Raw genomic sequence first — 13,794 nt, forward strand, 5'->3', positions numbered from 1 at the left:
TCACGGTTTCGCGTGGCGCACCCGGGTGCGCCGCATCGGCATCGCGGCAATGGCCGCGCCCCGCCGGGCGATTCCTCCTCCCATCATCGCAGAGCACGCCATCCGCATGCGAGTCCCGTCCCGATCCAAGTCTCTCCTGCGCCTCGCGCTCGTCGTCCTGCTGGCCCTGCTGGCCGGCTGCTCGATATTCAACCGCGGCGCCAGGAAGGGCGACCCGATGGACACCAAGTCCGTCGAGGAGCTGTATTCGCAAGGTGTCGAGGCGATCGACAAGCGCAACTTCGACTGGGCCGCACGCACCTTCCAGCGCCTCATCTCGCGCTTCCCGTTCGGAGCCTACACCGAGCAGTCGCAGCTCAACCTGGCGTATGCGCAGTACAAGAACAACAAGCCCGACGATGCCTATTCGACCATCAACCGCTTCATCAAGACCTATCCGACGCAGCGTCACGTCGATTACGCCTACTACCTGCGCGGCCTGATCAACTTCAACCGCTCGGCCGGCTTTTTCGAACGCTACATCGGTCAGGACATGACCAAGCGCGACCAGGCCAACCTGCGACAGTCCTTCGATGATTTCGGCGCCCTGCTCAGCCGCTACCCCAACAGCGTCTACGCCGCCGATTCGCGCCAGCGCATGATTTCATTGCGCAACACGATGGCGCAGTCCGACCTCAACATCGCGCTGTACTACTTCAAGCGCCAGGCCTACGTCGCCTCGTCCAACCGCGCCAAGGACATCATCGAAGCCTTCCCGCAGACCCCGCAGGTCGGCGATGCATTGGCGATCATGTACGAGAGCTATGCAAAGCTCGGCCAGCAGCAACTGGCCGACGATGCCCGGCGTGTGCTCGAGCTCAACTATCCCGAGCACCCGGCCCTGCATGGCAAGTGGCCGCACTACCGCTCGAACTGGTGGAAGCTGATCCCGCTGTCGAGCCGGTAAATACGGAACTCAGCGCCAGCCCGAGGTGATCGGGTAGCGACGCTCGCGACCGAATGCGCGGCGCGACACCTTCGGCCCCGGCGCGGCCTGCTGGCGCTTCCATTCGGAGATTCGCACCAGACGCAGCACGCGTTCGACAGTGACTGGGTCGAAGCCCGCGCGCACGATTTCGGCTGCGGATTGCTCAGCGTCGATGTGGCGGGCGAGGATCGCGTCGAGCACATCGTAAGGCGGCAGCGAGTCCTGATCGGTCTGGTTCTCGCGCAACTCCGCCGACGGCGCACGCTCGATCACCGCACGCGGAATGATCGGCGCCCCGGCGACTGCGTTGCGCCATTGGGCGAGCTCGTAAACCTCGGTCTTGTACAGGTCCTTGAGCGGCGCATAGCCACCGCACATGTCACCGTAGATCGTCGCGTAACCAACCGCGTATTCGCTTTTGTTGCCGGTGGTGAGCAGCAGGCCACCAAACTTGTTGGACAGCGCCATCAGCAAGGCGCCGCGGCAGCGCGACTGCAGGTTTTCCTCGGTGACATCGACGGCATGGCCGGCAAAGGCCGGCGCGAGCGCATCCAGAAAACCGCGAAACGGTGCCTCGATCGGCAAGGTGAGCAGTTCCACGCCGAGCGCCTGCGCCTGCTCGCTGGCGAGATCGTTGCTGAGACCCGAGGTGAAGCGTGAGGGCAGACGCACACCGCGCACCTTGTCCGCGCCCAGTGCATCGACCGCGATCGCGAGCACGAGCGCCGAGTCGATGCCGCCCGAAAGGCCGATCCAGACGGTATCGAAACCGTTCTTGCGGCAATAGTCGCGGGTGCCGCGAACCAGGGCACGCCAAGCGAGCGCAGCCGCGCCGGCATCGCTGTCGGTCGGCCACAGCAACTGCCGAAAACGGCGCTTGTCCGCATCGAAATCGGCAATCAGCCAATGGTCCTCGAAGGCGCGCGCGGCCTCGTGGATATGGCCGGCGCCATCGGCAAGCACCGAAGCACCATCGAATACCAATGCATCCTGACCACCAACGGTGTTGAGATAGGCGATCGCGAGCCCGGTCTCGGCCACGCGCGCGGCGAGCAGGGCATCGCGCTGCTCCTGCTTGCCGCGCTCGAACGGTGAGGCATTGGGCACCAACAGCAGTTGCGCGCCGGCACGTTCGATGCGCGCCGCCGGCTCGGCAAACCAGATGTCCTCGCAGATGACCACGCCGACCTGGATGCCGCCGACCTCGAACACGCAGGGCTCGGCGTCGCGATCGACCTCGAAATAGCGGCGCTCGTCGAACACCGCATAGTTGGGCAACTCCCGCTTGCGGGAGGTGGTCGCGATCGCGCCATCACGCAGCACGCTGGCTGAATTGAACACCACCGCGCCGTCGGCTTCGGGCCAGCCGACCACGGCGACGATGCCGTGCACAGCGGCCGCGATGCGCGTGATCGCGGCGGCGCATTCGACAAGAAAATCCGGCCGCAGCAGCAGATCCTCGGGCGGATAGCCCGACAGCGCGAGTTCGGGAAACAGCACGAGATCGGCGTGGTGCAGGTCACGCGCCTGCGCGATCAAGGCGAGGATGCGCGCCTGGTTGCCCGCCAGGTCCCCGACCGGGAAATCGAACTGGGCAAGCGCGATACGCAAGGCAGACATGCAGCGATCCGGGCGGGGTGATGAGCGCGGATGATAGCCGAGCGAGTGGATGCGGTCTGCCAATCGAAGCCGCCGCGGGATCGGGAATCCTCGGCAAAAAAGAGGCCGGGTTTCGCCCGGCCTCGACAAGAAACTGGTGTGACGCGTCTGTCTGCGGTCGGGGCAGGAGGCGGCTGGCGCCCACCCCCTGCCCGCTTTTCCGATCCTCACATCGGACCGGCGCCGTTGACCGCGATGCTGCCGCCGTGCGCGAGCTCCAGGTCGAGGTCGGCAGCTGCACCGACCAGAGCCAGGCGCGTGCCATCGAGCAGCAGCGCAAACTGCGTGCCTGCGACCACGCTCCACTCGGTCGTGACCTCACCAGCGTCGCCGCGTGCGATCAGGCGCAGGTACGCGACCCCGTCGATGCGGATCGCTTCGACCGTGAAGCTGCGGTCGGAAGCCTGCGCAATCGACACCCGCTGCAGCGACGGAAGCTGCTGTGGCTCGATCGCGAACATCAACGGCTGGTCGTCGCCCAGCGTACCGAGTGCGATCGGCTGCATGCCTTCGGGTCGCGGCGAGGAACCATCGCCGTACATCTCGAAGCCATCGCGGAAGATCACGATTTCGGTCTGGTCGGTACGCACGATGGTGTTGCCACCATGCGTCACGCTGACCATGTTCTCGATCATTCCGTCGACGTCCTGGACCACCGTCGCGCTCAGCAGATAGACCACGCTGCTTCCCGCGGGCAGGTCGATCATTTCGTCGAGATCGCCGCTGCCGCTGGCCGCGCAGGTCGCGCCATTGATCGCAATGCATTGCCACAGCGCGCCATTGGCGTCCATTTCGACCGGCAGCGCATCCTCGACATGGACGCCATCAAGGTTGGAGTTGCCGCCATTGCCGATCATGATCGTCCAGGTGAGCACGCGACCGACCTGGGTGGCCACGCGACCATCGGTCACACTGACGGCCAAGCCGCTCGAATCGGCCGTGCTGGTGGCGCTGAACGTCACGTTGCCGCCGACGCCCGCCGCGGTCGCAGTGACCACGTCGGTGCCGGGCGCGGCATCGAGCGTCCAACCGCCGAGCGAGGCGAGGCCGTTCTGGTCCGTGCTCGGCGTGGCACCGCTGAGGCTGCCGTCGCCGGCGCCCGCAGCAAAGGTGATGGCAACGCCCGGCACCGGATTGCCGCCCGCATCCGTGACCTTGACCGTGGGCAGCGGCCCGACCAGCGGCTGGCCTGCAGTGCCGCTGAACATCGCGCTGCCGACCACCGAGATCTGCGCCGGATCGCCATGCGTGATCACCAGCGTGCCGCTGGCCGAACCCGTGTAATTGGGGTCGGTAACGACCGCGACGACGCTGTAAGACCCCACGTTCGCGGGTTCACCGGCATTGCCGTCATAAGTGATGCTGGTGGCGAGGCTCGCCGGGTCGGTGGTCACGCCCACCGCATGGGTCGAGCCCCAGGTCTGCAGCAGGTCGGCGGCATTGAGCGTCACCGTGGCCGGCGCCTTGGCGATCACGAGCGTGCCGCTCGCGCTGCCGCTGTAGCCGGCCTGCGTGATCGTCGCGACGACGGTGTAGCTGCCGGCATTGGTCGGCGGCGTGGCACTGCCGTCATAGGTGACGCTGGTCGTCAGGCCAGCCGGATCGGTCACGACCGTGGCGGCATGGGGATTGCCATCATAGACCGCGGACAAATCCGACAGCGTCACCGTTGCATTGGCCGCACCGATCACGATGAGACCGTTCACCGGCATGGCCGTGTAGTCGGTAACCCCCGCATCGAGCGCCGCGACGACGTTGTAGCTGCCGGTGTCGGACGGTGCCGTTCCACTGCCGTTGTAGGTGATCACGGTCGTCGCCGGGAAACCGGCGACTTCGCCGGTCACGCTGGCACTGGCTGCATGCGCGTTGCCGTCGTAGCTGAACGTGCCCAGGCCCGACAGCGCGATCGTCACCGCCTTGGGCGAAACCGTCAGCGTGGTGCTGCCACTGGCCGTGTAGTTCTGGCCATCGCAGCTCGCGGCGAGCGTGGTGCTGCCCGCATGCGTACGCGGATAGTCGCCCACCGGCGTGAGCGTGCAGCTCGTGCCGGTTTCCTGCGCGATCACCGCCGTGGTGTCATGCGGCAAGCCGTCGAAGCTGAAATTGGTCGCACCGAAGCTCACCGCACCGACAGCCTTGGCGATCACGAGGGTCGCCGTGGTCGTTCCGGTGAGGCTGTAGTTCGGATTCGACAGCGTCGCCGTCACCAGGTAGCTGCCCGCATTGATCGGCATCGCATCCGGCGCGTAGCCGAGGCTCACACCGGTCACGCCGGCCGGGACCGTCGCCACCGAAGCTGCCTTGGGCGTGCCGTCGTAAACGTGGGCAAGATCGCCGAAGACCAGACTCACGTCGGCCTGGGTGATCGTGACCGGCGCGGTCAGCGTCTCGCTGGTGTAGTTCGGATCGGTCACCGTGAGCGTGGCGGTCCAGTTGCCCGCGTTGATCGGCGCCGAACCGTTGCCGGTGTCGTAGCTCAAGGTGTAGGCGACTGCGTTCGGATTGGCCACCGTCGCCGCGTGGCTGGCGCCGTCATAGACGAAGCTGCCACCCGTGAGCGTGATGCCGGTGTTGCCTGCAGCCGCGGGAGTGACCGCGTAGCTCGCGGTGCCGCTGGCCGCGTAGTTGTCGCTGGTGCAGCTCGCGCTGACCGAGTAAACGCCGACCGCTGCATTCTGCGCCGGCACACCCGCAACCGCCGAGCAAGTCGAATTGGCATCGACCGGGCTGAGCGTCGCCGTGACCGCGTGGACACTGCCATAGGCACCCGTCAACGGTGCAAAGCCCACCGTGCCCGTCGCCTTGTCGATCGTGAGGATCGCCGAGGCCGAGCCCACGTAGGGCGCATTGGCCGGATTGCCCGCGTCGATCGTGGCCACGACCACGTACGAACCCGCCTGCGTCGGCGCGGTGTTGTTGCCGTTGTAGGTGTAGACCAGGGTCAAACCCGACGGCGACGTCGACGCGAGCGCGGCGTGCGCAGCGCCGTCGTACACGGCATGCAGCGAGTTCGGATCGAAGCTCACGCTGGCGGTGACCGGGCTGCGCGCCACCACCTCGGTGAACATCTCCGCACTCGCATGCACATCACCCGACACCGCGCCCATTACTGCCGCGAGCGCGTGGAACACGCCCGTGCGGTGGTAGGTGATGCGGAACTGGTGGGTGTAGTCGAAGCCGGCCGGAATCGGGAAACCGGCGGTATCGGGGAAGTCGACCTCCAGGCCGTCATTGACCGCCGTCAAACTGCCCGCAACCCAGGCGCTGCCGTCCCAGACTTCGGCGTCGACATCGCCGACCAGCAGCGTTTCGCCACTCATCTCGATGCGCACCTTGACGTAGCCGTTCTCGGCCAGGGCACCACCAAAGTTGCGCAGGCGGCCCGTGTACGCGGCCGGCACATCCTCTTCGACGCCTGCCACCGGACCATTGAGATCCAGTCGGATGTCGTCGGGCATCGGACCGATATCGGTCTGGATCGAGACCGGATCGGCGACTGCCGTGAGAGCACCGGCATCGACCACGGTCGCGGTCGCCGTGTACACGGCCGCATCGGCAAAGGTGAAGCGGAACTGCCAGCTCCACTCGGCTTCATCGATCGGGAAACCGTTGTCCATGATCGGCTTCGGGAACAGGTAGACCAGGTCGCCACCATCCTGCGTGAAGGGCAGGCTGAGGTTGTAGGGCGGTTGGGTCGGATCGACCCACTGCCCGCCCCAGAAGATTTCCATCTTGCTGATGTCGCTCACCGTCGCCGGACCCGTACTCTTGTGCAGGCGCACCTGCACGAAGTAGAGGTTGGCCGGATTGGGCAGCGGATCGGCGCGCAGCGTGCCCACGTATTGCACCGGCGTACCCACCGTGCCGACCACCGCGCCCTGCAGTTGCAGGCTGATCTGCGGCGTGTCGATCACCGTGGTGTCGATCTGCGCATGCGCCAGCGATGGCGCCGCGATGGCATCGCCGATCGTGCCCGCGTCGGCCGCGTCGATCACGTCGGCCTGCGCGCCATAGACGCCCACGCTGCCGTAGGTGAAGCGGAAGTTCCAGCTCCACACCGGATCGATGATCGGGAATGCGGCATTGGGCTGCGGGAACAGGTAGACGAGGTCATTGCCGTCGACATGCAGCTCGGCTTGCAGCTGGCTGGTCGCGTCGAACCAGCCGCCGTTGTAGAGCTCCATCTTGACCAGGTCGGCCGCCGTCATCGCATCGACGCCGCCGTTCTTGCTCAGGCGCACGCGCACGAAGAAGGTGTGCCCGGTGTAGAGCGAAGGCTCGGCCAGCATCGTTCCGGTGTACTGCGCCGCACTGCCCAGCTCGACCGGGTCGAGCGGACCGTTCAGCAGCAGCGCCATGTCGGGCAGGTGCGGCGTGGCCGCGACCACGGTGGTGGAGATCGCGCCCGTGGCGAACACATCCGGATTGGCCAGCATCACCTGGGCATGGTCGATCACCTGCGCGGTCATCGTGTAGACGCCGGTATCGGCCCAGCTGGCGCGGAAGTTCCACGTCCACACCGGATCCTGGATCTCGAAGCCATCGCCGATCAGGCTGTTGGGGAAATCCATCACCAGCTCGTTGCCCACCAGGGTGAACGCGCCGGGCGGCAGCGCCTGCCACGAGCCCATGTAGAACACTTCGATGGACGCCAGGTCAGCCGCCGCCAGCGGATGATTGCCGCCCGTCTTGGCGATCGTCGTGCGCACATCGAACTTGTCGCCCACGTGCAGCGACGGATCGGCGGTCATCGTCCCGGTGTAGCCGGCGACACTGCCCACTTCGATGCTGCCCACCGGGCCGGTCAGGGCCATATGGATGTCCGTCGGCGGCAATTCCGGCAACACCACGGTCGCGATCGAACCGACCACGGCAGGACTGATGTCCGGACCGGCGATGCCGTCGGTCAGGGTCGCGGTCACGGTGTAGGTGCCCACGGTCGCGAAGCTGAAGCGGACATTCCAGGTCCAGCTGGGATCCAGGATCGGGAAGCCGCTGGAATAGCCCGGAATGCCGTCGGGGAAGTTGTAGGTGAGCGTATGCGTGATCGGATCGAGCACGAACGGAATCGAGCCGAAGAAGGTCGTCGCGTCTTCCCACACGCCGTTGTAGAACACTTCCATCGTGGCCAGGTCACTCAAGGCCAACGGCGCACCGCCCGACTTGGTCAGCTCCACGCGATAGCCGAAGTGCTCGCCGGTGTGCAGCGCCGGATTGGCCAGCATGGTCGCGGCGTACTGCGCGGTGTCACCCACATGGATCGGATCGACGGGGCCGTTGAGCACGAGCGCCATGTCGGAGGTGCCGGACACGATCTGCAAGGTCGCGGTATTGCTGCCGCTGTAATTGCCATCGCTGACCGTCGCCACCACGGCGTAACTGCCGATCACGGTCGGCGGGGTCGGGCTGCCGTTGTAGGTGATCGTCAGCGCCACATTCGGCGTCGGCGCAGTCGTCGCCACCACCGACTTGGGCGAGCCGTCGAAAGCCTGCACCAGGTGCGAGAAGCTGATCGTGGTGGGCTGGGGCGTGACGCTCGCGCTCGTGCTGCTGGCCGGCGCCTGGTAATTGCTGCCGGTGCAGGCGGCAGCGCTGAGCGGATAGCTGCCCACGTTCGGCCCGACCGTGCCGCCCACCGAGCAGGGCATGCCCGGCTCGGCGAGCAGGCGCGCGGTGACCGCGTGCGTGTTGCCGTCGTAGACGAAACTCGCCGGATCGGGAACGAACTCGATCGTGGTGTTCGCACGATTGATCACGAGCGTGCCGGTGACGGTGCCTTCGCAGCAGTTGTCGGTGATCGTGGCGACCACGGTATAGCTGCCAGCAGCGGTCGGCGGCGTCGGGCTGCCGTCGTAAATCACGCTGTAGGGAAGGTTTGCAGGCGACGTCGTGGCCGTGACCACCTGCGCGCTGCCGTCGTAGGTGCGCGTGAGCGGCCCATCAAGCGAGATCGCCGCCGGCGTGATCTGCACCAGCACGGTCGGCGCCGCGTTTTCGAAGCTCGCGGTCACCGTCGATGAACCTGCGAGCAGACCCGAGAAACTCGTCGTCGCCACGCCGCCCGTGGTCGCCTGCGGCGAGGTCGCGCTCGCGCCATTGCTGGCTGCGAACGCGATCGAGGTGCCGTCGGTGAACAGGTTGCTGGTGTCGACAGCCGTACCCGCGGAGTTGTGATTGAGATCTGCGGCAATGCTGATCGTCGCGCCCTTGGCGATGTTGATCGGCGAGGCGGGCAGGCTCAGCACCAGCCACGGCGAACTTGCACCAACACCCTGCGCGGCGTCGCACCCCGCACTGGGCGCTGCCGGGTCGGCATTGCAACCCCACCAGTTGTTGCTGAAATCACTGCTGCCGTTGCTGCCATTGACGGCATCGCCATTGTCACTCCAGCCGGTGGCGTTGCCACTGATGCGGTTGACGTTGGCGGTCGTGTTGAGGCTCTTGCCGCTGCCACGGTCGGTGATCACGCCCACATCGAAACCGGTAAACCGGTTGTTGGCCAGCTCCGCCTGGTTGTCGTGATGGCCCCAATTGAACGAGGTCGTGCTCAGCCACGCGCCGGCGGTCGTGTCACCCGGCGTGGACACCGTGGCGCCCGTGCCATCGACCTGATTGCGCAGGAAGTGGGTGGTGAACAGCGGCGAGGCGTCGTCGGTACGGCCCGAGAAGGCGCCCAGGCCGACCGCGCAGGCGCTGATCGTGTTGTCCTGGATCGTCACGTCACGATAGTTCGCGAACGAGAAGATGCCGTAACCGTCATCGACGTTGCAGGCGATGGTGTTGAATTCGATCACATCACCAACGCCACCGCTGCCGCCGTTGTTGTCGGTGTGGACGCCGCCGCCGGAACCGGTCACGGTGTTGTTGCTGAAGGTGGTGCCGCGCGACCAGTTCGCGGCGATGCCGTCATTGGCATTGGAAACGGTGTTGCCATCGATGATGCCGCCGCCACCGAAGTTGAAGATCGCCAGCGACGCATAGGGATCGGACTTGACGTTGTCGACCACGTTGTCGCGGAACTCGAAGCTGCCGTTGTTGCTGGGCGAATACAGACCGCGCAGCCAGATGTTGCGGATCGTCGTGTCATGCACCTTGAAATTGGTGAATGCGCCGCCCGTGGTCGCGCTCATGATGCCGTTGCGTGCAGCAATATCGGTGGCGTGCCCCGGGATGTTCGGGTTGATGCCATCAACCGTGAGATCGGAGATCTCCACGTTCGAGGCCTTGACCAGGAACACCACGCTGGCATCGCCTGCCGTGCACATCGAGCCCTGCGAACCCAGTGGCGCGCCACCGCAATCGGGGTTGTAAGCTGCCGGCACGATCGTGGTGCTGGCCTGACCCGCACCGACGATGGTGATCGGACGCGCGACCACCACGTTTTCGGCGTGCAGGCCCGTCGCGACAGCGATGGTGTCGCCATTGCTCGCCGCGGCCACCGCCGAGGTGATCGTGCAATAGGTCGCGCCGGTGTTCTGGTTGGTGGCGTACCCGCCACTCATCGAAGCGCCGGCCGGTTGCAGCGAAACCGTATCCCCCAGGGTGTTGCCGCTGGCGGTGTTGCCGCTGTAGGTGACGCAGGTGAACGGCGCATTGCCGCGCGCAAACCATGCGCTCACGGTGTTCTGGTTGGAATCACCCGGCAGGCTGGATGGCTGGTTGGCCTGCTGGACCTGCAAACCGATGTCGTTGCCGGTGAGCGTATTGCCCGTGATCGAGGAAGCCAGTCCCTCGACCACGATGCCGTAGCCGCGGTAGGAACTGCCCGGATTGTCGGTGCGCACGTCGTGCACGGTGTTGTTGCGCACCACCACGCCTGCCGTTGCATCGACCTGGTAGGAGTACACGCCAAATGCGCGGCGAATCACCGCGATGCCGGCGCGATCGCGCAGGGTCTTCACGCCCGCGCCGTCGATCGTGTTGCCTTCGACGAGAATCGCACCATCGCCGCTGTCGCCCGGCCCCGGCAGTGCGCCGCTGCCGTTGGGAATCTTGATCTCGATGCCGAAGCGGCCGGTGTTGGTGATCGTGTTGTTGCGGACGATGTTGGCGCGCAAGCTCGGCGAGCCCGAGGTCAGCTGGATGAAGCTCATCCCCGAATCACCGACATTCTCGACCACGTTGTCGAGGATCCATGCACCGGTGGCGGCGCCATCCTGCAGCTCGATGCCGCAACAGCTGACGAGGTCATGCACGAAATTGTTCTGGATCGTGATGTCGCGCTTGATGCCGTCCCACACCACGATGCCGCGGCCGCCGTTCGGCCCGAAGCCGATGTCGGTGATTTCGTTGTTGCGGATGGTCACGCCATTGATGCCGCTCGGCGCGCCGCCAGAAACCAGCACGCCATGCTGACCGCAATGGTGCAGGAAATTTTCCTCGATCAAGGTGTTGTGGTTGCCACCCACCGCCTCCACGCAATGGCTGGTGAAATTGCGCACCTCCAGGCCGCTGACGCTGGCGCCGGTGACGCCGCTGGCGATCTGGACACCTACCGCGTTGACGTTGAGGCCATCGATGATCACCGAAGGCGGCACGGTCGGTCCTGCGTTGAGGTGGAAGTTGCCACCGCGCACGCCGACGCCATCGACGGCCGCCTTCAGATGCACGGACTTGGTCAGGACGATGCTGCCCGAATAGATCCCGGGCGCGAGTTCCAGCGTTTGCCCATCACGCGTGGCCGCATCGGCAAGTGCGGCATTGATGTCCGGATAATCCAAACCGGTCTCGACCACATGGACGGAATTGCCGATCGCGCCGCTGGCCGCATTTGCTGCCGGCCTGACCGCTGCCGTCGCGGATGCGGCCCACGCCAATGTGCCGAGCGCGACGGCGCAAAATGTGGCTACCCAGCTGGATTCGCCTGACTTGTGCATGTTCTTCTCCTCAAACCGTCCGTCCTGATCCTGCGCGGTCATGCCCGCACCCTTGCCAGCAAAGCTCGCCTCTGACGCTGGCGACGTGCGTCGCCGCATTCGTGCGAGCCAAAACCATCTCGTCGCCCCATGCCCGACCTTGTGCATCGAACCGCCATCGACCGTTGCATCGTTCATGGCTGCGAAACTCCCTTGATCGTGTACCCGGCATCGGCCGGCGCCTGCACGCGCAGATCCCGCTCGGCGCCGAGCAAGGCCACCTGCGCGCCTTCGCGCAGCAGGGCGAAGCGCTTGCCTTCAAGCGCGCTCCAGGCGGTCGCGGCATCGCTGCCGGCGCCACCTGCGACGACACGCACCAGCAACTGCGTGCCGATGCGGATTGCTTCGACTGCGAAGCTGCCGTCGGCGGCACGCGCAAGCGTCACGGCTTGCGGCGCTGCGAGGTGGTCGGGATCGAAGGCGATCTCGAGCGCGCCGCCATCGACGAGCGCGCCGACTTCGGCCAGCTTGGCAAGATCATCACGCGTCTGCGCGCCATCGCCGCCTGCCTCGAAACCATCGCGGAAGATCACGATCTCGGTGTCGTCGCTGCGCGTGATCGTGTTGACACCGTCGTCCACGCTGACGCTGGTGGTGATCATGCCGTCGAGGTCGGCGGTGACCGCCGCGGTGAGCAGGTAGGTCACGCCGCTGCCCGCCGGCAGGTCGATGCTGTCGTCGAGACCGCCGCTGCCGCTCGCCGTGCAACTGGCGTCGCCTGCGGGGATGCACTGCCACTGTGCGCTGCCGGCATCGACTTCGGGCGGCAGGCCAGCGACGACATGGACGGCCGCGGCGTCGGAGCTGCGCGGATTGCCGACCTCGATCGTCCAGGTCAGGCTGCGACCAACCTGGGTCGCGCTGCGGCCATCGTCGATCGAGACCGTGAGCGGCGTCGCGTCGGCCGCGCCGCTGGCGACGAAGGCGACACTGCCACTCACGCCCGCGGCGCTCGCGCTGGCATTGTTGTTGCCCGGAACCGGCGACAGCGTCCAACCGCCAAGCGTGGCGATGCCGTTCTGGTCGGTGTTCTGCGCGGCACCCGTGAGCGTGCCATTGCCCGCGCTCGCGGCAAACGTCACCGCGACGCCCGCGACAGGATGACCTCCGACATCGGTGACCTTGACCGATGGCAAGGCACCGGCCAGGGGCTGGCCGGCCGTACCACTGAAGCTGCCTGCGCCATTGATCGTGATGCTGCTCGGTGCGCCAACCGTGATCACGAGTTCGCCGCTGGTCGCGGCCGCCGTGTAGTCGGTTTCGCTCGCAGCGAGCGACGCCAGCACGTCATAGCTGCCGACTTCGACCGGCGCGGCGGTGTTGCCGTCATAGCTGACATCGACCGCTGCAGGGAAGCCCGCGACTTCGCCGGTGACGGCAACGCTCGCGGCGTGCGGCTGGCCGTCGTAGGGAATCGGGCCGAGATCGGACAGCACCAGCGTCACCGCTTTTGGCGACACCGTGAGGGTCGTGCTGCCGCTGGCGCTGTAGTTCGTACCGGTGCAGCTCGCCGCGAGCGTGGTGCTGCCCGCATGCAGGCGCGGATAGTCGCCGACCGGCGTGAGCGTGCAGGCGCTGCTGTTGCCCGGCTCCTGCGTGATCACCGCCGTGGTGTCGTGCGCGCTGCCGTCGAAATCGAAATTGGTCGCGCCAAAGGTCACCGCGCCAGACGCGCGCGTGATGTGCACGGTCTCGCTGCCGCTCGCGCTGTAGTTGGTGCTCGTGCAGGTCGCGCCCACCGCATAGTCGCCGGCGTTCGGGCCGACGTTCGCGGGCGTGAACACGCAGCTCGCACCACCTTCCTCGCTGATCGAGGCGGTCGGCGTCACCGCGTTGCCGTCGTAGACGTGGTTGAGGTTGCCCCAGGCGAGCGTGCCGGGCGCGCGCGTGATGTGCACGGTCTCGCTGCCGCTCGCGCTGTAGTTGGTGCTCGTGCAGGTCGCGCTCACCGCATGGTCGCCGGCGTTCGGGCCGACGTTCGCGGGCGTGAACACGCAGCTCGCACCACCTTCCTCGCTGATCGAGGCGGTCGGCGTCACCGTGTTGCCGTCGTAGACGTGGTTGAGGTTGCCCCAGGCGAGCGTGCCCGGCGCGCGCGTGATGTGCACGGTCTCGCTGCCGCTCGCGCTGTAGTTGGTGCTGGTGCAGCTCGCGCTCACCGCATAGTCGCCGACGTTCGGGCCGACGTTCGCGGGCGTGAACACGCAGCTCGCGCCACCTTCCTCGCTGATCGAGGCGGTCGGCGTCACCGTG

Annotated in this window: 4 protein-coding genes; 1 reads left to right on the forward strand and 3 read right to left on the reverse strand. The window is 66.3% G+C overall.

The window, feature by feature from the left end; translation table 11 throughout:
* The first annotated feature begins 106 nt into the window (after window positions 1-106).
* Window positions 107-946, forward strand: a complete 840-nt coding sequence (locus tag KF759_RS12985) for an outer membrane protein assembly factor BamD (protein WP_291226195.1) — start codon at window positions 107-109, stop codon at window positions 944-946.
* A gap of 9 nt (window positions 947-955) precedes the next feature.
* Here KF759_RS12985 and KF759_RS12990 read toward each other — a convergent pair whose 3' ends face one another.
* The 3 genes from KF759_RS12990 to KF759_RS13000 all read right to left on the reverse strand — a co-directional run.
* The gene (locus KF759_RS12990; RefSeq protein ID WP_291226197.1) at window positions 956-2,587 is read right to left on the reverse strand and encodes an NAD+ synthase; all 1,632 of its coding nucleotides are present in this window, start codon (window positions 2,585-2,587) and stop codon (window positions 956-958) included.
* Window positions 2,588-2,793: 206 nt separating this feature from the next.
* On the reverse strand, window positions 2,794-11,502 hold the full coding sequence (locus KF759_RS12995) for an MBG domain-containing protein (protein ID WP_291226199.1): 8,709 nt from the start codon (window positions 11,500-11,502) through the stop codon (window positions 2,794-2,796).
* A gap of 173 nt (window positions 11,503-11,675) precedes the next feature.
* Window positions 11,676-13,794: MBG domain-containing protein (locus KF759_RS13000; protein WP_291226201.1), on the reverse strand; the 2,119-nt coding region annotated here is incomplete at its 5' end.

This window comes from Dokdonella sp. (assembly GCF_019634815.1).
Classification (GTDB): domain Bacteria; phylum Pseudomonadota; class Gammaproteobacteria; order Xanthomonadales; family Rhodanobacteraceae; genus Dokdonella_A.